This window comes from Streptomyces tatrensis, from assembly GCF_049310065.1.
GTDB lineage: Bacteria > Actinomycetota > Actinomycetes > Streptomycetales > Streptomycetaceae > Streptomyces.
Map to the genome: position 1 here is coordinate 4,582,501 of NZ_JBMDLB010000011.1, position 21,717 is coordinate 4,604,217.

Below are 21,717 nucleotides of genomic sequence, written 5' to 3' on the forward strand. Positions count from 1 at the left end.
CCTGGTCGAGGTGTTCTGCGACTGCCACACCACTCTCGTCGCCGAACGCTTCCGTACGCGCAAGCGCCACCCAGGCCACCTCGACCAGGACCTCACCCCCGCACAGCTCCACGACCGCGTGTCTGCCTGGGCATCCCACCCCGGCCCACTCGGTCTGGGCGGCCCCGTCCGGACCGTCGACACCAGCCGCCAGGTCGACATCAGCGCCCTCGCCGGGGAGATCCGCGTACTGCTCTCCCCCACCCCACTCACCGAGCCGGGCGCTTGAGCTCCCAGTAGTAGCGGGCTCTGCTTTTACCCGTCGACGGGTAAAACGGATGAGGACGGCGACCAGGACGGCCAGGTGGTCTTGTGCACCGGCGGCGCCGTCCGCGTAACTCGTCAGTGCGCAGCGTTCCCGCCCACCCTTGGCAAAGGCATCACAAGAACTCGCCTCGAGCCGGATTCAAGGAGCTGTCCCTCTCACCGCACCACACACCGAGGCCGTCCACGGCCGCCTCTAGCGGGGCCGGCGTCCCGCCGACCACGGAAGCCCAACCGATCTGCGCCCTGACCTCGCACCAGACAGCCAAGGCGCCAGCGATCACGGTACGACTGCTCCCCGGTCAGTCCTACGGAGAAGTCCTCTCCCACAGCATCGACCAAGGTCCGCAGCGGTGCCGCCCAGCTCTTGAACCGTCCACCGATCGCGGCGAAGACCGCGTCTTTCGTGGGCTCCGGCCCCATGCCCGTGGACGAAGGGATCCACCCGTACCAGCCGCATTCGGCACCCGCGCGGTCCACGACCACCGTCACCAGGCGGCTAGCCGCCCGGCCAGCTCCCCCAGTCAGTCGCGCCACTCCAGCAACGAAGCGACCACCCTGGCGGCCGTCTCCGCGGACTCGCCCTTCGTCCGCCAGTACGCCGCGACCAGCAGCGCTCTGACCTCTGGCGGAAGGCTCCACGGCCGGCCCTCGCAGACACCGTCCGCACCCTCGAGGCCTAGCAGCTTTGAGCAGCCCTTCAGCTGCCGCTCAACGGTGATCCCCAGGTGGGATCGTGGCGCGATCTTCTCGTCAGGTGGGTAAGCAGACGCTCCGCCGTACTGAAGACGGTGTCTTGCGGCGCTCCAGCCGAAGTCAGGGCGCCGCTGAGCCTTGCCGACGCTGACTCGGGCACGTCCGAGTCGGTAAGGAGGGGAAGGACCAGCAGAAGGCGGGCGGCCGTGTCCTCGACACCTTCGACCGCAGGGGATGGGCTGTCGGCGAGGCGGACCAGTTCATGCCACGTCAGCCCGATCCCGGAAAGCTCTCCTTCCCAGTTGGCGATCTGCTGGGCGTCCCTCCGGCCTGGATGGGTGAGGAGGTAGTCGATGCCGTATTCGCCGATCAGGTTGCGGAAGACCACCACAGCTCCGGGACCGTCTTCAGCCGGCACCCGGAACACCGGCCAGCATTCGGGATCGAAGAGAACCTCCGACAAGGCATCCGCATCGGCTCCGTCATCGCCGAACCACTCCGGAACAGGAGGCTCAGCACTCAGCCCATCGCCGCACATCGCCATGAGGTAGTTCGACCAGAAGCCCGGGCGGGCCAGCAGTGACTCGCCCGCGACCAGCAGGCCGTCGTCGTATCCCTGGATCAGCACCCCTGGATCCTGTCACCAGCCACTGACACGCCCGATCCGGGATCGACTTGGAGTCGCTGCCCGGCTACGGGACAGCTCGTACGAGCTCGTGCTCGGTTGGCGGTGCGGCGCCGGGGCTTGATCCCTGATCGTGTTCGTGTGGTGGGGAACGGGACTCGTGGAGCGATCATCAGGGACCGGAGGATCACAGGGCTCTCGGCCGATTGTGATTGCAGAACTCGTCGCCTCGATATGACCGTTATGGCATGAACGACACCAGGCGACACCAGGCGAGAGCAGGCGATCGGGCTGGCTGTCGGTGGACGGACTGGGTCCCGACTCGCCGAGTACTTGCCGGTCCGGGCGAGCCGGGACGTGATCGTGCGGGAAGTGCGGCGGCTCCCGGACCCGCCGACCGGCCAGGTCACGGTCCTCGGCATCGACGAATTCGCGTTCCGCAGGGGCGCCACCTACGGCACCGTGCTGATCGACATCGAAACATGACGGCCGGTCGACCTGTTGCCCGACCGCACCGCCGACACGGTGGCCGCGTAGCTCGCCGCGCACCCCGGCATCAAGGTGATCTGCCGGGACCGGTGCAGCACATTCAGCCAGGCCGCCGCTCGCGCGGCGCCCGACGGCCACATCAACGGCTTCAAGCCCTACCTGCAGCAACGCTTCCGCAGCGGCTCGACCAACGCCGCGGGCCTCTTCCGTGAGATTCGCGAACGCGGCTACCCCGGCAGTCGCGTCGTCGTCACCAAGTACATCGTGACACTCCGGACCGGCACGGCCATCCACGAACCTCCGCAGCCGATACCCAGCCCCCGCCGCATCACGACCTGGATCATGCGTCGCCCTGACAGCCTGACAGACAACCAGCGCGAAAAGCTCGACCGCATCCTGGACCTGGACGCCTGTCCAGACCTTGCCACCGCCCGCGGCCTCGCTCAGGAGTTCAGTGTCATCGCCCGCGAACGTCGAGGTCACGACCTCACCGGCTGGATGGCCCGCGCCCTCGACCAGGGGCCACAGCCGAACCAGCCAAATTCGAAGAGCCTCGTCAATGGTCCTCACCGACGCCAGCGGCAGGCTGCTGTTCTGCAGTCCAGCCCAGCCGGCCAGTTGCGCCGACGTTACCCACGCCCGGCAGTTGGGCCTGGTCAAGCACCTGACCAACGGCCCGGCCGTGGAGATCCTCGCCGACGCCCGCTACCACGGCCTGGGCTCCCGGGCCGGCGGCCGCGTGGCGACACCGCACCGTAAGTTCAAGAAGATCCCACCGGAGTGGTACGAGGAGATCTACGAGCTCCGGCGCAAGGCGCACTCTTCACGCAGGGTCCGGGTCGAGCGCGGCATTGCGCACCTCAAGAACTGGCAGGCACTCGCTCGTCACACGGTCGACGCGAGCACCTGAGTGACAGGATCCATGCCGTCGCCAGCCTGTTGTCCTGTGTAGCGGCGAGCAGCCGGGCCGGGCGCCAACCCCGGAGCCGTACTGGCCGGCGACCGCTGCCGCGTGGAGGCTAAGGCCCGTTCGTTCAAGCAGCCCGGATCGCCCGGGCGATCTCCGCTCCGGTACGGGCCACTCGTCGCTGAGGGAGGCGGGCAGGAGCTCGCGGTCCTCGTTCCGCTGGAGCACGGTCACCCCGCCCGGGACGACGAGCACGGCATCCAGCCGTTGCAGCAGGACGGCCAGGAGGTCCATGATTCCGTCGCCTCCGAAGCGGTTGAAGGTGATGCCGGTCGGGTTGCTGAAGTACACGCTCGCCTCCTCCCCCTCCGCCGTACTCACCAGCAGGAAGTCCGTCTCGGGGTCCCACACCACCGCATGGGGGTCGAGGACCTCGTGCGCGGCGCTCATGTCCAGCGTCGCCGGCACGCCGTTCTCGAACCGCCACACGAAGATGTCGAAGTTCATGGAGTCCCTTCTACCCTCTCTGCCCTCAGGTTGAGGCCCAGTGAAGGACCACGGCGGCCTTTACAACGCCGGTGAAGCCCGCAGTCGTTGGCCGAACGGATCAGTGAGGACTTGGACGTCCCTGCCGCGGGGCGGGTGAGGAGCCCAACGCGCCTTCTCTCTATCCCAGTTCGCAGCCCTGCGGTTGTGGGCAGTGAGCTCAAATCCGGATGCGGCAGGGTTGCTCCTCTGCGATAGTCCCGGGCTGTGAACAGTGCTGAGCTTGTGATTCGGCGTGCGACGGACTCTGATGCGGCCGGCATGGCCGACACCTGGCTGCGCTCTTTCAAGACCGCCCTGCCGACCGTGCGTCTTGCGCATGGCGACGAGGAGGTACGGGATTGGTTCTCGTCGGTGGTCGTGCCGCGGTACGAGACCTGGATCGCAGCTGCCGACGGCTCCGTGGTGGGGCTCCTCGTACTCGACGGCCAGGAACTGGATCAGCTCTACCTGGATCCGTCGTGGCGGGGACAAGGCCTGGGTGACCGGCTCCTGGCGCTCGCCAAGCAGCAGCGGCCGGAGGGACTGGGGCTGTGGACGTTCCAGATCAACGGGCCGGCTCAACGCTTCTACGAGCGGAACGGCTTCATCGCGGTCGACCGGACCGACGGGCTGCGCAATGAGGAGCAGGAGCCGGATGTCCGCTACGTCTGGCAGCCCTGGGAAAGCTGAATCCGGAAAGGTCCGTAAACGCAGAAAAGCCCCGTACCGGTTACCCGGTACGGGGCTCTCTACAATGATTGTTCGGCGGCGTCCTACTCTCCCACAGGGTCCCCCCTGCAGTACCATCGGCGCTGAAAGGCTTAGCTTCCGGGTTCGGAATGTAAACCGGGCGTTTCCCTAACGCTATGACCACCGAAACACTATGAAGTTAACCAAACCGGATATGACACAGTTCGTTACTTCAGAACTAACACAGTGGACGCGAGCAACTGAGGACAAGCCCTCGGCCTATTAGTACCAGTCAGCTCCACCCGTTACCGGGCTTCCACATCTGGCCTATCAACCCAGTCGTCTACTGGGAGCCTTACCCTCTCAAGGAGGTGGGAATACTCATCTTGAAGCAGGCTTCCCGCTTAGATGCTTTCAGCGGTTATCCCTCCCGAACGTAGCCAACCAGCCATGCCCTTGGCAGGACAACTGGCACACCAGAGGTTCGTCCGTCCCGGTCCTCTCGTACTAGGGACAGCCCTTCTCAATATTCCTACGCGCACAGCGGATAGGGACCGAACTGTCTCACGACGTTCTAAACCCAGCTCGCGTACCGCTTTAATGGGCGAACAGCCCAACCCTTGGGACCGACTCCAGCCCCAGGATGCGACGAGCCGACATCGAGGTGCCAAACCATCCCGTCGATATGGACTCTTGGGGAAGATCAGCCTGTTATCCCCGGGGTACCTTTTATCCGTTGAGCGACGGCGCTTCCACAAGCCACCGCCGGATCACTAGTCCCGACTTTCGTCCCTGCTCGACCCGTCGGTCTCACAGTCAAGCTCCCTTGTGCACTTACACTCAACACCTGATTGCCAACCAGGCTGAGGGAACCTTTGGGCGCCTCCGTTACTTTTTGGGAGGCAACCGCCCCAGTTAAACTACCCATCAGACACTGTCCCTGATCCGGATCACGGACCGAGGTTAGACATCCAGCACGACCAGAGTGGTATTTCAACGACGACTCCACAACCACTGGCGTGGCCGCTTCAAAGTCTCCCACCTATCCTACACAAGCCGAACCGAACACCAATATCAAACTATAGTAAAGGTCCCGGGGTCTTTCCGTCCTGCTGCGCGAAACGAGCATCTTTACTCGTAGTGCAATTTCACCGGGCCTATGGTTGAGACAGTCGAGAAGTCGTTACGCCATTCGTGCAGGTCGGAACTTACCCGACAAGGAATTTCGCTACCTTAGGATGGTTATAGTTACCACCGCCGTTTACTGGCGCTTAAGTTCTCAGCTTCGCCACACCGAAATGTGACTAACCGGTCCCCTTAACGTTCCAGCACCGGGCAGGCGTCAGTCCGTATACATCGCCTTACGGCTTCGCACGGACCTGTGTTTTTAGTAAACAGTCGCTTCTCGCTGGTCTCTGCGGCCACCCCCAGCTCACGGAGTAAATCCGATCACCAGTGATGGCCCCCCTTCTCCCGAAGTTACGGGGGCATTTTGCCGAGTTCCTTAACCATAGTTCACCCGAACGCCTCGGTATTCTCTACCTGACCACCTGAGTCGGTTTAGGGTACGGGCCGCCATGAAACTCGCTAGAGGCTTTTCTCGACAGCATAGGATCATCCACTTCACCACAATCGGCTCGGCATCAGGTCTCAGCCTTATATGAGGGACGGATTTGCCTACCCCTCGGCCTACACCCTTACCCCGGGACTACCACCGCCCGGGCTGGACTACCTTCCTGCGTCACCCCATCGCTTACCTACTACAAGTCTGGGTCACCGGCTCCACCACTTTCCTTTCCCCGAAGGGTCCGGAACGGCTTCACGGGCTTAGCATCGCCTGATTCGATATTGGGCGTTTCAAAGCGGGTACCGGAATATCAACCGGTTGTCCATCGACTACGCCTGTCGGCCTCGCCTTAGGTCCCGACTTACCCTGGGCAGATCAGCTTGACCCAGGAACCCTTAGTCAATCGGCGCACACGTTTCTCACGTGTGTATCGCTACTCATGCCTGCATTCTCACTCGTGAACCGTCCACAACTAGCTTCCGCTGCTGCTTCACCCGGCACACGACGCTCCCCTACCCATCACAGCGGGCGTTGGCCCTATTGCTGCAATGACACGACTTCGGCGGTACGCTTGAGCCCCGCTACATTGTCGGCGCGGAATCACTTGACCAGTGAGCTATTACGCACTCTTTCAAGGGTGGCTGCTTCTAAGCCAACCTCCTGGTTGTCTCTGCGACTCCACATCCTTTCCCACTTAGCGTACGCTTAGGGGCCTTAGTCGATGCTCTGGGCTGTTTCCCTCTCGACCATGGAGCTTATCCCCCACAGTCTCACTGCCACGCTCTCACTTACCGGCATTCGGAGTTTGGCTAAGGTCAGTAACCCGGTAGGGCCCATCGCCTATCCAGTGCTCTACCTCCGGCAAGAAACACGTGACGCTGCACCTAAATGCATTTCGGGGAGAACCAGCTATCACGGAGTTTGATTGGCCTTTCACCCCTAACCACAGGTCATCCCCCAGGTTTTCAACCCTGGTGGGTTCGGTCCTCCACGAAGTCTTACCTCCGCTTCAACCTGCCCATGGCTAGATCACTCCGCTTCGGGTCTAGAGCGTGCAACTCAATCGCCCTATTCGGACTCGCTTTCGCTACGGCTTCCCCACACGGGTTAACCTCGCTACACACCGCTAACTCGCAGGCTCATTCTTCAAAAGGCACGCAGTCACGACCGTTATTCCGAAGAATAACGGCGACGCTCCCACGGCTTGTAGGCACACGGTTTCAGGTACTATTTCACTCCGCTCCCGCGGTACTTTTCACCATTCCCTCACGGTACTATCCGCTATCGGTCACCAGGGAATATTTAGGCTTAGCGGGTGGTCCCGCCAGATTCACACGGGATTTCTCGGGCCCCGTGCTACTTGGGAGATTCTTAAGCAAGCCGCTGATGTTTCGTCTACGGGGGTCTTACCCTCTACGCCGGACCTTTCGCATGTCCTTCGACTACATCAACGGTTTCTGACTCGCCGACCGGCCGGCAGACCGATCAAAAGAATTCCCACAACCCCGCATGCGCAACCCCTGCCGGGTATCACACGCATACGGTTTGGCCTCATCCGGTTTCGCTCGCCACTACTCCCGGAATCACGGTTGTTTTCTCTTCCTGCGGGTACTGAGATGTTTCACTTCCCCGCGTTCCCTCCACACTGCCTATGTGTTCAGCAGTGGGTGACAGCCCATGACGACTGCCGGGTTTCCCCATTCGGACACCCCCGGATCAAAGCTCAGTTGGCAGCTCCCCGGGGCCTATCGCGGCCTCTCACGTCCTTCATCGGTTCCTGGTGCCAAGGCATCCACCGTGCGCCCTTAAAAACTTGGCCTACAGATGCTCGCGTCCACTGTGTAGTTCTCAAGCAACGACCAGTCACCCATCACCCTCATCCGCAGACGAAGTTCACTGGGGCCGGCATCACGAAGATAAAGCCTTTCGGCCGTACCCTCAGATACCCAACAACGTGCCAAGCACGATCCCCGCCACTCAAACTGTTTTCCACGCCGAAGCAGTACTTACAGAAGGTTTTGGAAACCGTGCCAACTAATCAACGTTCCACCCTGAGCTGACCGTGCAGAACGTTTGTCTGCAATCGGTACTGTGCTCCTTAGAAAGGAGGTGATCCAGCCGCACCTTCCGGTACGGCTACCTTGTTACGACTTCGTCCCAATCGCCAGTCCCACCTTCGACAGCTCCCTCCCTTACGGGTTGGGCCACCGGCTTCGGGTGTTACCGACTTTCGTGACGTGACGGGCGGTGTGTACAAGGCCCGGGAACGTATTCACCGCAGCAATGCTGATCTGCGATTACTAGCAACTCCGACTTCATGGGGTCGAGTTGCAGACCCCAATCCGAACTGAGACCGGCTTTTTGAGATTCGCTCCACCTCACGGTATCGCAGCTCATTGTACCGGCCATTGTAGCACGTGTGCAGCCCAAGACATAAGGGGCATGATGACTTGACGTCGTCCCCACCTTCCTCCGAGTTGACCCCGGCGGTCTCCTGTGAGTCCCCATCACCCCGAAGGGCATGCTGGCAACACAGGACAAGGGTTGCGCTCGTTGCGGGACTTAACCCAACATCTCACGACACGAGCTGACGACAGCCATGCACCACCTGTATACCGACCACAAGGGGGGCACTATCTCTAATGCTTTCCGGTATATGTCAAGCCTTGGTAAGGTTCTTCGCGTTGCGTCGAATTAAGCCACATGCTCCGCTGCTTGTGCGGGCCCCCGTCAATTCCTTTGAGTTTTAGCCTTGCGGCCGTACTCCCCAGGCGGGGAACTTAATGCGTTAGCTGCGGCACCGACGACGTGGAATGTCGCCAACACCTAGTTCCCAACGTTTACGGCGTGGACTACCAGGGTATCTAATCCTGTTCGCTCCCCACGCTTTCGCTCCTCAGCGTCAGTAATGGCCCAGAGATCCGCCTTCGCCACCGGTGTTCCTCCTGATATCTGCGCATTTCACCGCTACACCAGGAATTCCGATCTCCCCTACCACACTCTAGCTAGCCCGTATCGAATGCAGACCCGAGGTTAAGCCTCGGGCTTTCACATCCGACGTGACAAGCCGCCTACGAGCTCTTTACGCCCAATAATTCCGGACAACGCTTGCGCCCTACGTATTACCGCGGCTGCTGGCACGTAGTTAGCCGGCGCTTCTTCTGCAGGTACCGTCACTTTCGCTTCTTCCCTGCTGAAAGAGGTTTACAACCCGAAGGCCGTCATCCCTCACGCGGCGTCGCTGCATCAGGCTTTCGCCCATTGTGCAATATTCCCCACTGCTGCCTCCCGTAGGAGTCTGGGCCGTGTCTCAGTCCCAGTGTGGCCGGTCGCCCTCTCAGGCCGGCTACCCGTCGTCGCCTTGGTGGGCCATTACCCCACCAACAAGCTGATAGGCCGCGGGCTCATCCTTCACCGCCGGAGCTTTTAACCCCCGCCCATGCAGGCAGGAGTGTTATCCGGTATTAGACCCCGTTTCCAGGGCTTGTCCCAGAGTGAAGGGCAGATTGCCCACGTGTTACTCACCCGTTCGCCACTAATCCACCCCGAAGGGCTTCATCGTTCGACTTGCATGTGTTAAGCACGCCGCCAGCGTTCGTCCTGAGCCAGGATCAAACTCTCCATGAATGTTTACCGGTAATCCGGTGCACACGCACTTAGAGCGGGACAGTCATGTCGGAATAAGACCGACCGTCCACTGCATCCTCGCTGTGTAATTGCCTGCAAGTGTCGTGGCCGAAGCCAGTGACCTCACAGGTCTTTTTCAAAGGAACCTCATCCACCGAAATGGACGGGGTATCAACTTTTTGGCGTTGATTTTTGGCACGCTGTTGAGTTCTCAAGGAACGGACGCTTCCTTTGTACTCACCCTCTCGGGCTTTCCTCCGGGCTTTCGTTCTGTTCTTGCGTTTCCGACTCTATCAGACTCTTTCGGGCCTGACTCCCAGTCAGCGGGGTTTGTCTTCCGGGCTGTTGGGCCCTTCCGACTCCCGAACTCTAGTGGATTTCCCGGGCGATTCATAATCGACCTTCAGGAATGAATTCGGGCATGCCGAATGCGTTCCCAGTGGGAGATCTTGCTGAGTTGGGTGCCGCAACGAGGCGGCGGGATTCGCTGTCTCCGAAACCTTTCGGCTCAGGGACAACTCGAAGAATCTTACGGATCCACGGGGCCGGTGTCAACCCGGCCGGTCAGGGCCGGGTGACTAGGCGGTCAGTGCGGGGACTGGAGGTCCTCAACGCGGTCCAGGAGGCGGGTGAGCATGTCGCCCAGTACGCCCCGCTCCGCCGTGGAGAGGTCCTGGAGGAGGTCCTCCTCGAAGACCGTCGCCGCGCGCATCGCGTCCAGCCACTTGCTGCGGCCTTCCGCGGTGAGCTCCACGATCACGCGGACGCGGTTGTTCTCGTCCCGCTCGCGCGTCACCAGTGCTTCCGCCGTCATGCGGTCGATCCGGTGGGTCATCGCCGCCGGCGTGAGCCCCAGCTGCTTCGCGAGCTCGCTCGGACCCATCCGGTACGGGGCTCCGGAGAGGACGAGGGCCTTGAGGACCTCCCACTCCGCGTTGCTGATGCCCAGGGCCGCCGTCTGGCGGCCGTAGGCGACGTTCATGCGGCGGTTCAGGCGGCTGAGGGCCGAGACGACCTTCTCGACCTGGGGGTCGAGGTCCTGGAACTCGCGCTGATAGACGGCGATCTGTTCGTCGAGGCTCGGCTCGTGGACGGGCGCAGTGCCGTCGGGGGTGTCACCCATGGATCGAAGTATGGCACGGGGGCCGTTGGCATCTAACTCCTTCGGTGTGTAGTGTTAAGGATCGAACTTTAGGTATGAAGTCTTCAAGCTTCAGCAATCAAGGTGGTGAGAAGTGACCAGGGTGATGGGCGCTGCGATGCGGAGGATCCAGGCCGGGAACGCGTTGACCGCGTTCGGTATCGGCTTCACGGTTCCGTTCCTCTACGTCTACGCGGCGAAGGTGCGAGAGCTGGATCCCATGTGGGCGACGGGAACGTTCATGGCGTTCGCCCTCGGTGCGCTTCTCGCGCTGCCCTTCACCGGACGGGTGATCGACCGGCGCGGTCCGGTCCCCGTCGTCATCGGTGCGGCCGTCGTCGCCTCGTTCGGCGCGCTGTCGCTCGGGCTCTCCACCGGTGTGGTCGCGATCCTGCTCTCCGCGCTCGCGCTGGGCGCCGGCCAGGCCGTCATGCAGCCCGCGCTGGCCACGATGATCGTGCGGTGCTCCACCCCGTCCACCCGGACCCGTGCCTTCGCCCTGCAGTTCTTCATGCAGAACCTGGGTCTGGGCATCGGCGGTCTGATCGGCGGGCTCATCGTCGACGAGAGCCGTCCCGGCAGCTTCACCCTGCTCTTCAGCATCGAGGCCGTGATGTTCCTGGTGCTGGCCGGGGTCATCGCCACCGTGCGGATGCCGCAGGTGCCGGCCATCAGCACGGCGCTGGCCAAGGACGCGGCCCAGGCGGGCGGCGGCTGGAAGCGGCTGATGCAGCACAAGGCGATGGTGCAGTTCTGCATTCTCGGGTTCGTTCTGTTCTTCGCCTGTTACGGACAGTTCGAGTCGGGTCTCGCCGCCTTCGGTACCGAGGCCGCCGGGATCTCCCCGTCCACGCTCGGTTTCGCGCTCGCCGCCAACACCGGTGCGATCGTGCTCGCGCAGTTCGTCGTGCTGCGGCTGGTGGAGAACCACCGCCGGTCCCGGGTGATCGCGCTCGTCGGTCTGCTCTGGACCGTTGCGTGGATCATCGCCGCGTTCTCCGGGCTGGGACACGGCAGCGCGGTCATGGCCGCCGCCGCGTTCGTGACCACGTACGCCCTCTTCGGCATCGGCGAGGCCATGCTGTCGCCGACGCTGGCGCCGCTGGTGGCCGACCTGGCGCCGGAGGGTTCCGTGGGCCAGTACAACTCGGCCTTCGCGCTGGTCAAGCAGCTGGCTCTGGCGCTCGGGCCGCTCGGTGTGCCGCTGGCCGCGGGTGTGCCGATGCTCTACATCGGGATCTTCGTCGTGGTCTCGCTCGGCATCGCCGTGCTGGCGCTGCGGCTCGGCAAGCAGCTGACGCCGGTGCAGGACAACCCGTCGCTGGCCGGGAGCACCGTCGTGGTGAAGCGGGTGAAGGACGCCGCGCCCGAGCCCGTGCACGCGTAGGGAAGTAGAGGTAGGAGAGGAGGCCCCGGTCCTTTGGACCGGGGCCTCCTTCGTTTTCGTGTGTGGCTACGGGGTCTTGTCCGGGAGGGCGAACTCGCACCAGACGGCCTTGCCGCCGCCGGGGGTGCGGCGGGATCCCCAGGCCGAGGCGATGGTGGCGACGATGGAGATGCCGCGGCCGGTCTCGTCGGCCGGTTCGGCGCGGCGGCGGCGCGGGAGGTGGTCGTCCCCGTCGGTGACTTCGATGATCAGCCGGCGGTCGGTGCGGCGCAGGCGCAGGCGCATGGGCGGGGTGCCGTGCTGGAGGGAGTTCGCGACGAGTTCGCTGGCCGCGAGGACTCCGAGGTCGCACAGCTCCACCGGGAAGCGCCAGGAGGCCAGGACGCCCTGGGCGAAGGCGCGGGCGCGGGGGGCGGCCTCGATGCCGCCGAGGAGTTCCAGGGCGGCGTTGTGGAAGAGCTCGGCGTCGGCGCCCGTGCGGGCGGGCTGCTGGAGGACCATCACGGCGACGTCGTCGTCGTGGTCGGCGTCGACCCCGAGGGCGCGCATCAGGCGGTCGCAGATGACGGCGGGGGTGCCCTGGGCGCCGGAGAGGGCGCGCTCCAGGGCGGCGACGCCTTCGTCGATGTCCTCGCCGCGTCGCTCGACCAGGCCGTCCGTATAGAGGACGGCGGTGGAGCCGGGGCCCAGCGCGATGGTGCCCGAGGTGTGCAGCCAGCCGCCGGTGCCGAGCGGCGGGCCGGTGGGGTCGGCGGCGCGGCGGACGGTGCCGTCCTCGTCGCGGACGAGGATCGGGAGGTGGCCGGCGGAGGCGTACGCGAGGAGGCCCTCGTTGGGGTCGTGGACGGCGTAGACGCAGGTGGCGATCTGGCTGGCGTCGATCTCGGCCGCCAGGCCGTCGAGGAGCTGGAGGACCTCGTGCGGGGGCAGGTCGAGGCGGGCGTACGCACGGACGGCGGTGCGGAGCTGGCCCATGACGGCGGCGGCGCGGACGCCCCGGCCCATGACGTCGCCGATGACGAGGGCCGTGCGGCCGGCGCCGAGGGTGATGACGTCGTACCAGTCGCCGCCGACGGCGGCTTCGGTGCCGCCGGGCTGGTAGGTGGCGGCGACGCGGAGGTCGTCGGGCTGCTCGAGCTCCTGGGGGAGCAGGGAGCGCTGGAGCGTGACGGCGGCCTCGCGCTGGCGGCGCTCGCTGGCACGCAGCCGTTCGACGGCCTCGGCGTGGTCGGTGACGTCGGCGAGGTGGATCAGGACGCCGGTGCCGGTGTGGGCTTCCGGTTCGCTTTCGGAGCCGGGTGCCGAGGTGGCTTGGGATCCGTCCGCGTCGGCCTTGGTCTTCGGGAACTCGATCGGGGTGCAGGTGACCGTGTACGAGTTGGTGCCGCCGGGTGCGGTGCGGTTCTTGGCCGTACGGGGCTTGCCGCTGCGCTGGACCTGGTCGAGGAGCGGGAGCAGGCCGAGGTCACCGAGCTCGGGGAGGGCCAGGTACGCGGGGGCGCCGGGGGCGCGGGCGCCGAAGCCGGCGGTGTAGGCGTCGTTGACGTAGGCGACGCGGTGCTCGGGGCCGTGCACGAGGGCGACGAGGGCCGGGAGGCGGTCGAGGACGTCGCGTACGGAGAGCTCGTCGAGGGAGGGTGCGGGGATCGCCGTACCGTCGGCGGCGGCCGGGGCGCAGCCGGGGCCGGGAACGGAACCGGTGCCGCGGACCGTGGGGTCGGCGGGGCAGCCGTCCGGGCCGGTCGCGGAATGGCCGACGGCGCCGCGGGCGGCCGGGACCGAGCCCTCGCCCCGTTTGGCCTGGGCGGCGGCGTGTTCGGACCGGGCGGCGGCGCGACGCTGCGTTCCGGGGAACCGGGCGCTCCAGCGCGTGAAGTTCACTGCGTTCAAGCCTCGTGGTGTCGCTCGTGGTCGCTGTGTCACTCGGTGGCGATCGGGTGGCACTCGGATGTCACGCTGATGTCACTCTGTGCAGGTGTGAGCCCACCTATGGTCACACGTCCAGTGTGGCCGAGGGGACTGACAGCATCAGCCTTCGCTCTTCTTCGGGGGGTCCTTGGGGCCTCCGCCCGCTGCGAGTTCGAATTCTGCTCTGGGGTGTTCGAGGGATCCCAACGAGACGATCTCACGCTTGAAGAGGCCGGAGAGCGTCCACTCGGCCAGCACGCGCGTCTTGCGGTTCAGGGTCGGGACGCGGCTGAGGTGGTAGGCGCGGTGCATGAGCCAGGCCGGGTAGCCCTTGAGCTTGCGGCCGTAGATGTGGGCGACGCCCTTGTGGAGTCCGAGGGAGGCCACGGATCCCGCGTACTTGTGGGCGTACTCGGTGAGGAGTCCGCCGCGCAGGGAGGACACGAGGTTGTCGGCGAGGACCTTGGCCTGGCGGACGGCGTGCTGCGCGTTGGGGGCGCAGGGGACGCCCTTCTCCGGGGCGGTGATGTCGGGCACGGATGCGGCGTCCCCGGCGGCCCAGGCGTGCTCGACTCCTTCGACGGTGAGGAAGGAGGTGCAGGCGAGGCGGCCGCGGTCGGTCTTGGGCAGGTCGCTGGCGGCGAGGATCGGGTGCGGTTTGACGCCGGCGGTCCACACGACGGTGCGGGTGGGGAAGCGGGCGCCGTCGCTGAGGACGGCGATTCGGTTCTCGCAGGATTCGAGCCGGGTCTCCAGGCGCAGGTCGATGCCGCGGCGGCGCAGTTCGCGGATCGTGTACGTGCCCATCTCCGGGCCGACCTCGGGGAGGATCCGGTCGCTGGCCTCGACCAGCACCCACTTCATGTCCTCGGGCTTGACGTTGTGGTAGTAGCGGGCGGCGTAGCGGGCCATGTCCTCCAGCTCGCCGAGTGCCTCGACGCCCGCGTAGCCGCCGCCGACGAAGACGAAGGTGAGGGCGGCGTCGCGCAGGGCGGGATCGCGGGTGGAGGAGGCGATGTCCATCTGCTCGATGACGTGGTTGCGCAGGCCGATGGCCTCTTCCACGGTCTTGAATCCGATGGCGTACTCGGCGAGGCCCGGAATGGGGAGCGTGCGGGAGACGGAGCCGGGGGCGAGGACCAGTTCGTCGTACTCGATCTCCACCGGGCCGCCGCCCTCCTCGTCGGTGGCGAGGGTGGTGACGGTCGCGGTCCGGGCGGCGTGGTCGATGTGCCGGGCCTCGCCGATGACGATGCGGCATTTCGGCAGGACGCGGCGGAGCGGGACCACGACGTGGCGCGGGGAAATGGAGCCGGCGGCCGCTTCGGGGAGGAAGGGCTGATACGTCATGTACGGCTCGGGAGTGACCACCGTGACCTCGGCCTCGTCGGCTCTCAGCTTTCGCTGGAGCCGGAGCGCCGTGTACATGCCTACGTAGCCGCCGCCGACGATGAGGATCCGCGTACGGGGCGGGGTACCGGGGGCCGTGCCCCGGGAGTTAGCAGCCTTCACCGTCCCATGACGCAACGTGGCCGGGAGTTTGTCCACAGGCCCGACAAATTGTGTGACCGGAGAGGACGGCGGGGCGAGGTTGTCGGGGGGTGCGGATGGAGGGGAAGGTGCGCAGGTCAGGCGGTACGGAATGAGTGATTCCGGGGGCTTCGAACGGAAAATTGGGGGTGAATGCTCCGATCGGGCGGTGGTCCGTCCGGGGCTGCCTCTTCTGAATTGACTCTGGCTCAACTATGTTCGTAACTCGTCGAGGAGTAGGACCAGGGCCCTCATGACCGTGGCCCCCCTCGGCTGAAGGCGGGGAGTGTCTCCGGGGGGAGACAAATGATTACCGGGGGATACATATGAACATTTCCGATTTCCATGCTTCTGCCACCGCTCTGTCGTCGGCTGCTTCCGCGACCGACAGCCATGGGCGACTGATGGCCGGCGGCGCCACCACACACGGCGTGGGTCGCTCCACGCCGCTGCGCGTCGACGCACAGCGCAATCTCGAACACGTACTCCGCGCGGCCCGCGAGGTCTTCGGCGAGCTCGGTTACGGGGCTCCGATGGAGGACGTCGCACGACGCGCGCGGGTGGGCGTCGGCACCGTGTACCGGCGGTTCCCGAGCAAGGACGTCCTGGTCCGGCGGATAGCCGAGGAGGAGACCTCGCGGCTGACCGAGCAGGCCCGCACGGCTCTCGGCCAGGAGGAGGAGCCGTGGCAGGCGCTGTCGCGCTTCCTGCGCACCTCCGTCGCCTCGGGCGCCGGCCGGCTGCTGCCTCCGCAGGTCCTGCGGGTCGGCGGACCCGGTGAGGACGGGGCCGACGGGGTGGACGGCGAGGCCGCGCGGGTTCCGCACCAGCGTCAGGTCGTCGCGGCCGGCGGTGCGCCCGACCTGCGGGTCGTCGGCGCCGCGCGGACCGGCCTGGACGACGAGCCTTCGGAGGACGCGGGCGCGGGCGAGCTGCTCGAGGTCGTCGGCCGCCTCGTCGACCGGGCCCGGGAGGCCGGTGCGCTGCGCACCGATGTCACGGTGGCCGATGTGCTGCTGGTGATCGCCACGGCCGCGCCCGCGCTGCCCGACGCGGCTCAGCAGGCGGCGGCTTCCGCCCGGCTGCTGGACATCCTGCTCGAAGGGCTTCGGTCCCGGACGGCGTAGGGCGGGGGCGGCGTAGGCGCAGGCGGGCTGAGGCGTAGGTCTGGGGCGGTGTAGGTCGGCTCAGACCGGAGGGCGGCTCAGGGCGGTGCACGTCGGAGGGCTTGTTCTGGTGGTGGGCGTCAACCGGCTCCTTCCTGGGGGCTCTCGCTCGAACGGGTGAGGGTCCGTACGGCGATTCGTCGGGGCTTGCCCGGATGAGTGGAAGGTGTGGAGACCGGTTCGGCGCGTGCCCGCCGTGTGACACGCTGGATCGGTGGACCGGTTGAGTGTGTCGTGCGAGGGCTTCCGCGATGAGCGTTGACGGGCGGGAAGAGCCACACGGTGGCGCCGGCGGCGAGGTCGAGGCGGGCAGCCTGCCCGCACGGCAGGTCCCGGCGCAGCGCGAACCGGGCGGTCGCCACGCCGCCGGGGCGAGCGGGGAACTCCCGCCCTCCGACGGGGACTTGATCGCCCGGATGCGCGGGGGCGACGACGGTGCCTACGAGGAACTGTTCCGCCGCCACTCCGATGCCGTGCGCCGCTATGCCCGCACCTGCTGCCGCGACGGGCACACCGCCGACGATCTGACGGCCGAGGTGTTCGCGCGGACCCTCCAGGCCGTACGGGGCGGGGCGGGTCCGGACCAGTCGGTGCGCGCCTACCTGCTGACCACCGTGCGCCGGGTCGCCGCCGCCTGGGCGAAAACGGCCAAGCGGGAGCATCTGGTCGAGGACTTCGCGCTGTTCGCGGAGCAGGCCTCCGGGTCCGGCGACGGCGCGGTCGGGCTGCCCGGTCGGGCTGGGGACGACACCCTCGAACTCGGCGCCGATGTGCGCGCCATGCACGAGGCCGAGCAGACCCTCGCGATGCAGGCCTTCCGGAGCCTGCCCGAGCGGTGGCAGGCGGTGCTCTGGCACACCACCGTCGAGGAGGCGTCGCCGAGCGCGATCGCCCCGCTCTTCGGGCTGAGCGCGAACGCCACCGCGGTCCTGGCCAGCCGGGCCCGCGAGGGCCTCAAGCAGGCCTACCTCCAGGCCCATGTGAGCACCGCGCTGAGCTCCGGAGGGGACTGCGCACGGTACGCCGACCGGCTGGGGGCCTATGCCCGCGGCGGCTTGCGGATGCGGGCGGAGCGTGGGCTGCGCAAGCACCTCGAGGAGTGCGCCCGCTGCCGGCTCGCCGCCGGGGAGCTCAAGGACGTCAACGCGGGCATTCCCGCGCTGCTGCCGGTCGCCGTCATCGGGTGGTTCGCCGCCGGGTACGCGGCCAAGGCGGCCGGAGTCGTGGCCGGCGGTGCCGTCGCCGCGGGTGGTGCCGGGGCCGCTGCCGCAGCCGCGGGCGGGTCCACCACGGCTGGTGCCGGAGCCGCCGGGGCAGGGGCCGCGGGTGGAGCCGCCGGAGGGGCCGCCGGTGGAGGCGGGGCCGGTGGGGTCGGCGGAGCCGTGGCTTCGGAGGGGCTGGGGCTTCCGGCCAAGGCGGCCATCGCCGCCGGGGTCGTGGTGGCCGCGGCCGCCGGCGTGGTGTTCGCGCTGGCCGGTGACGACGCCGCTCCGACCGTCCGCGCGAACCCGGCGCCGGGCGTGGCCGTGCCGGTGCCGCGGAGTCCGGACCCCTCCGCGGCGGAGCCCGGCCCGTCGCGGGCGGAGCCGCCGGCGGCGCGGGGATCCGTACCGCCCCCGAAGAAGCAGGCACCCCCGCCGGCGGCCGTCGCGCCGACCGTGCCCAAGCCCTCGCGGAGCCCGGAGCGGTCCTCGCCCGCTCCGAGTCCCAGCCGGGCCCCGAGTCCGAAGCCGAGCCCCACGCCGAGTCCCGTACCGCCGCCCAGGACGACGCCGCCCAAGCCTTCGCCGCAGGCCCCGCAGGGGTTCCGGCTCTCCTCGCTGGGCCAGTCCGCCTACGGGAACCACGACGGCCCCGAGATCGAGACCTGGCGGAGCAGCTGGGTGTGGCAGCGCTGGGCACCGGTGATCGGCGGACAGCGCTTCACGCACGGGATCACCGTCAACTCCCGTTCCTCCGTGGAGATCACCCTCAACCGGAGCTGCGTCAGCTTCTCCGCGCGAGCCGGTGTGGACGGCATGTCGCTGCTCACGAACGGCACGGTCCGCTTCTCCGTGTACGCGGACGGGCAGCGGCTGTGGCAGTCCGGTGCGCTGGGCTACGAGGACCCGGCGGCGAAGGTGTCCGTCTCGCTCTCCGGGCGCAAGACGCTGCGCCTGGTGGTGGAGCGCGCCGGGGGCGGCCGCCTGCCGACGCTGGCGAGTTGGGCCGACTCGGTCATCAGCTGCCGCTGAGGTTCATCAGCTGCCGCTGAGGTTCCTCGCGGTCGAAGGCTGCGGAGCCAAGCCCTGGGGCCCGGGGGCGGGGACCAGCGGTCAGGACAGCGCCGGGCGGCGGAGGGGCACTCCCGTGGGGACGGCCCTGCGGCGGGGGGTCGAGGTGCCGGTCCAGCAGGTGCCGCGGCGGGCCAGGAGGCGGGTCAGCCACAGTTCCATCGAGACGAGTTCGGCGAGGCCGTCGAGCGGGACCGGGCGGCCGTCCGCCGCGTCGAGGAGGGCCTGGCGGACGACCCGGGCTTCGATGAGGCCCGCGTCCGCCAGGAGGGGGGACGCGAAGAGGGTCAGGAGCCGCGGGAGGGCCGCGCGCAGTCCCAGGCGGGTCGCCGACTCGTTCGGGGCGTGGGCCGTCGCGCCCCACCCCGGGGGCAGGTCCCGGACTCCGGCCGAGGACAGGACCCCGCGCAGGACCGCGGCCCTGGCGCCGGGTTGGACGCGGAGGGATTCGGGCAGGGCCCGGGCGGCCCGTACGACCTGGTTGTCCAGGAACGGGGCGTGCAGCCGCTGGCTGCGGACCTCCACGGCCTGCTCGAAGACCCGGTGGTCGGCGGCGTGCCGGGCCAGGACGGCGCGGGCCCGCGCCTCCCCCGGGCGCAGCGAGAGCGGAGGGCGGCCCCCGGCGGCGGTGAGGCGGATCGATACCTCGGCCAGGGCCTCGCCCGTCAGCCAGGCCGCCGCCGGGCCGGGCCGGGACCAGGTCAGGGCCGCGAGCGAGGCGTCGACGGGGGAGCAGGGCCCCGCGGCCGCGAGCCCTTCGCGCAGGCGGGCCGCCGCCGCCTCCATGCCGGCGCGGTAGGGCGTACGGGCCAGACGGCGGGCCGCCGCGTACACGGTGAGGGGGACCAGCAGGGAGTCGCCCGGGGAGAGGGAGGGCGACGAGCGGGCGAGGGCCAGGGTGGGGCGGAGCAGGTGGCGGCGGCGCCGGTCGAGCAGGAGGTCCGCGAGCCGGGCGGGGTGGGCGTCGAGGACCTGGCGGGCTCCGTGGCCGGTGAAGTGGTCGGCCGAGCCGGCCGCGAGGCGGCGCCGCTCGCGGGCGGCGAAGACCAGGGAGGGGCCCGGTTCGTCGGTCAGCGGCCCGTCGAGGTCGGCGTAGGGGAGGGCTTCCTCGGCGGCGGCCACGACCACGTGGTGCAGGCGGGGGTCGGTGGCGATGGCGTGGGCGCGTTCCAGTTCGGGTTCGCGGCCCTCGGGGGTGGCCAGGTCGTTGAAGGTGACGGCGAGGAGGCGTTCCCCAGTGCGGCCGAGCAGGGCGCCGGGTGCGCCCGGGAGGCCGGCCGCGAGCAGGGCGAGGGTCGCGGAGGCGCTGCCTCCGGAGAGGTCCGCGCCGACTCCGGGGACGGGCGCGGGGGCGCCGCGCGCGGCCCTCCGGTCGGCCGGGCCCATTCCGGGGACGGGCCCGGGGTCGTAGGGCAGCGTCTCGGGAGCATGCCGCGGAGCCGTGAGCCGGGCGCGCACCGCGTCGACCAAAGCTTCCCGTACGCCCTCCACCGCGAGCTCGGGGTCGGCGGTGGGGGCGGCCACCGCGAGGGAGGCCACCGGCTCGTACCCGGTGATCTCCCGCGAGCCCTCGCGCAGGATCAGCGCGTGGCCGGGCGGGATGCGGCGTACGCCGACGTACGGTGTGCCGTCGCCCAGCGCCTCCGGGCTGTCGGGGCAGGCCAGCAGGGCGGCGAGATGGCCGATGTCGAGCTGCGCCTCGATCAGGTCGGCGAGCGGGAGGGCGGCGGTCGCGTAGGCGGTCCCGCTCGCCCAGGGGGTGTAGAAGACGGGCCGCGCGCCGGCCAGGTCGCCGACGACGGTGATGCGGCGGCCGGCCTGGACGACGGCGGTGTAGCTGCCGGGCCACTGGGTGAGGTGGCGCAGCGCACCGCCGCGGGCGGCGTAGAGCGCGCGGCGCAGTTCCTCGTCGGTGGCGCCGCAGCAGCCGAGGACCGCGAGGCGGGTGAAGGGGTCCGCGGGGTCGGCGGTGAGGGTGCGGATCTCGTCCGGGCGCCAGTCGCCGACGGCCCACAGGGGGTCGGGGTCGCCCCAGAGGAGCTGGGCGCCGACGGGGACCACGGTGCGGTCGGCCGCGGCGGCGCCCGGTTCGTCGGGGTGGCCGGCGTCGGCGAGCCCGCCGCGGACCGGGCCGTCGCCCCACGCGTCGGGGTGGGAGCCGTTCGCGGAGCCGTTCGCGGAGCGGTTTCCGGAGCCGTTCGCGGAGCCGTAGCTCGTGGCCGAGCCGTAGCCCGCTCCCGATCCGTAGCCACCCGATCCGTATCCGCCCTGGTCGGAGGCGTACGCAGCGCCGTGCCCCGCGACCCGTCCGGCCGTGCCGAAGCTCGCGGCGATACTGCTCCAACCCACCAACCAGCGCACCGCCGCCTCCCCAGCCCGTGGGCACCTGACCGGGGTGCGAACCGCGCGGCCGGCGCTCTGCGCGCGGGCCGGAGGGACCCCGGGTGGCTCGGGGTCCATGCTGCCACGAGACAGGCGTGCGGGAGTGGGTAAGGGGGGCGCACGTATAAACGAACACGCCCCGGCCATGCGGTATTTGGCGTTCCGTTCCGACCGCCCCATAGGTCGGTTTCGGCCATTCTTCGGCCGTACTGAGAGCCCTGCGCGGAGCCCTGTGCGCAGGCCCGTACGGCGCCCCGTGCGGAGCCGTACGAGCAGCCCGCGGGTCCGCCGCCCGGGTCGGCCCGGCGGAGCGCGGCCCGGGGGGCGGGATCCACCCCCCGGACCGTTCCGCCACCCGCGGGGATTGAGGCAGCGGCATCCCCCGGCCCGCCCGGTCCACGCGGCGGGTCGACCCACGCACCGCACATCGAATCGCCGGGCCCCCGCAGCGGCCAGAGCGCACGGGCGGGCGCACGGCCACACGGGTGGAGCACGCGC

General features: G+C 68.1%; 12 protein-coding genes and 3 rRNA genes (1 of these 15 only partly in view). 6 read left to right on the forward strand and 9 right to left on the reverse strand.

Annotated features, from left to right (window positions below; genetic code table 11):
* A protein-coding gene (locus ACODT5_RS36595) for a P-loop nucleotide/nucleoside kinase family protein (RefSeq protein ID WP_422523357.1) crosses the window boundary here: on the forward strand, positions 1-268 show its 3' portion. The gene continues 287 nt to the left of window position 1, outside the view; the window shows 268 of its 555 coding nt (coding positions 288-555); the start codon falls outside the window, past its left edge; the stop codon is at positions 266-268.
* A 735-nt stretch (positions 269-1,003) separates the two neighbouring features.
* On the opposite strand, the gene ACODT5_RS36600 is transcribed toward ACODT5_RS36595, so the two are convergent.
* Entirely contained in the window at positions 1,004-1,627 is a 624-nt protein-coding gene (locus tag ACODT5_RS36600; RefSeq protein ID WP_422523358.1) for a hypothetical protein, read from the reverse strand.
* A gap of 1,045 nt (positions 1,628-2,672) precedes the next feature.
* On the opposite strand from ACODT5_RS36600, the gene ACODT5_RS36605 reads away from it, so the two are divergent.
* A complete protein-coding gene (locus ACODT5_RS36605) occupies positions 2,673-3,023 on the forward strand; it encodes a transposase family protein (protein ID WP_422523359.1) in 351 nt (116 codons plus the stop codon).
* On the opposite strand, the gene ACODT5_RS36610 is transcribed toward ACODT5_RS36605, so the two are convergent.
* Entirely contained in the window at positions 2,937-3,527 is a 591-nt protein-coding gene (locus tag ACODT5_RS36610; RefSeq protein ID WP_422523360.1) for a hypothetical protein, read from the reverse strand. The genes ACODT5_RS36605 and ACODT5_RS36610 overlap by 87 nt on opposite strands.
* Before the next feature lie 300 nt (positions 3,528-3,827).
* On the opposite strand from ACODT5_RS36610, the gene ACODT5_RS36615 reads away from it, so the two are divergent.
* Positions 3,828-4,238: a GNAT family N-acetyltransferase gene (locus ACODT5_RS36615; protein WP_422523361.1), complete on the forward strand. Its 411-nt coding sequence runs from the start codon at positions 3,828-3,830 to the stop codon at positions 4,236-4,238.
* Between the two features lie 70 nt (positions 4,239-4,308).
* On the opposite strand, the gene rrf is transcribed toward ACODT5_RS36615, so the two are convergent.
* From rrf to ACODT5_RS36635, 4 genes are all read right to left on the reverse strand, one after another.
* Positions 4,309-4,426, reverse strand: a 5S ribosomal RNA gene (rrf, locus tag ACODT5_RS36620).
* Between the two features lie 74 nt (positions 4,427-4,500).
* Positions 4,501-7,624, reverse strand: a 23S ribosomal RNA gene (locus tag ACODT5_RS36625).
* A gap of 283 nt (positions 7,625-7,907) precedes the next feature.
* A 16S ribosomal RNA gene (locus tag ACODT5_RS36630) occupies positions 7,908-9,432 on the reverse strand.
* Together the 16S, 23S and 5S rRNA genes form the textbook arrangement of a ribosomal RNA operon.
* A 586-nt stretch (positions 9,433-10,018) precedes the next feature.
* Entirely contained in the window at positions 10,019-10,555 is a 537-nt protein-coding gene (locus ACODT5_RS36635; RefSeq protein ID WP_327253600.1) for a MarR family winged helix-turn-helix transcriptional regulator, read from the reverse strand.
* A 124-nt stretch (positions 10,556-10,679) separates the two neighbouring features.
* Here ACODT5_RS36635 and ACODT5_RS36640 point away from each other — a divergent pair, with 124 nt between their 5' ends.
* A complete protein-coding gene (locus tag ACODT5_RS36640; protein WP_422525145.1) occupies positions 10,680-11,960 on the forward strand; it encodes an MFS transporter in 1,281 nt (426 codons plus the stop codon).
* A 66-nt stretch (positions 11,961-12,026) separates the two neighbouring features.
* On the opposite strand, the gene ACODT5_RS36645 is transcribed toward ACODT5_RS36640, so the two are convergent.
* Together ACODT5_RS36645 and ACODT5_RS36650 are read right to left on the reverse strand one after the other, a co-directional pair.
* The gene (locus ACODT5_RS36645; protein ID WP_422525146.1) at positions 12,027-13,841 is read right to left on the reverse strand and encodes an ATP-binding SpoIIE family protein phosphatase; all 1,815 of its coding nucleotides are present in this window, start codon (positions 13,839-13,841) and stop codon (positions 12,027-12,029) included.
* Between the two features lie 147 nt (positions 13,842-13,988).
* Positions 13,989-15,380: an NAD(P)/FAD-dependent oxidoreductase gene (locus ACODT5_RS36650; RefSeq protein ID WP_422523362.1), complete on the reverse strand. Its 1,392-nt coding sequence runs from the start codon at positions 15,378-15,380 to the stop codon at positions 13,989-13,991.
* Between the two features lie 344 nt (positions 15,381-15,724).
* Between ACODT5_RS36650 and ACODT5_RS36655 the strand changes: the two genes are divergently transcribed.
* Together ACODT5_RS36655 and ACODT5_RS36660 are read left to right on the forward strand one after the other, a co-directional pair.
* Positions 15,725-16,525 (forward strand): TetR/AcrR family transcriptional regulator, encoded by an 801-nt coding sequence (locus ACODT5_RS36655; RefSeq protein WP_422523363.1) that lies wholly within the window; start codon positions 15,725-15,727, stop codon positions 16,523-16,525.
* Positions 16,526-16,815: 290 nt separating this feature from the next.
* Positions 16,816-18,798, forward strand: a complete 1,983-nt coding sequence (locus ACODT5_RS36660; RefSeq protein ID WP_422523364.1) for a sigma-70 family RNA polymerase sigma factor — start codon at positions 16,816-16,818, stop codon at positions 18,796-18,798.
* A gap of 81 nt (positions 18,799-18,879) precedes the next feature.
* On the opposite strand, the gene ACODT5_RS36665 is transcribed toward ACODT5_RS36660, so the two are convergent.
* Positions 18,880-21,198: an asparagine synthase-related protein gene (locus tag ACODT5_RS36665; protein ID WP_422523365.1), complete on the reverse strand. Its 2,319-nt coding sequence runs from the start codon at positions 21,196-21,198 to the stop codon at positions 18,880-18,882.
* Between the last annotated feature and the right edge of the window lie 519 nt (positions 21,199-21,717).

Bases quoted from the DNA above. Each gene is read 5' to 3' on its own strand.
- ACODT5_RS36605 (WP_422523359.1), top strand. From the start codon at position 2,673: ATGGTCCTCACCGACGCCAGCGGCAGGCTGCTGTTCTGCAGTCCAGCC.
- ACODT5_RS36610 (WP_422523360.1), bottom strand. From the start codon at position 3,527: ATGAACTTCGACATCTTCGTGTGGCGGTTCGAGAACGGCGTGCCGGCG.
- ACODT5_RS36615 (WP_422523361.1), top strand. From the start codon at position 3,828: ATGGCCGACACCTGGCTGCGCTCTTTCAAGACCGCCCTGCCGACCGTG.
- ACODT5_RS36635 (WP_327253600.1), bottom strand. From the start codon at position 10,555: ATGGGTGACACCCCCGACGGCACTGCGCCCGTCCACGAGCCGAGCCTC.
- ACODT5_RS36640 (WP_422525145.1), top strand. From the start codon at position 10,680: ATGGGCGCTGCGATGCGGAGGATCCAGGCCGGGAACGCGTTGACCGCG.
- ACODT5_RS36655 (WP_422523363.1), top strand. From the start codon at position 15,725: ATGAACATTTCCGATTTCCATGCTTCTGCCACCGCTCTGTCGTCGGCT.
- ACODT5_RS36660 (WP_422523364.1), top strand. From the start codon at position 16,816: ATGAGCGTTGACGGGCGGGAAGAGCCACACGGTGGCGCCGGCGGCGAG.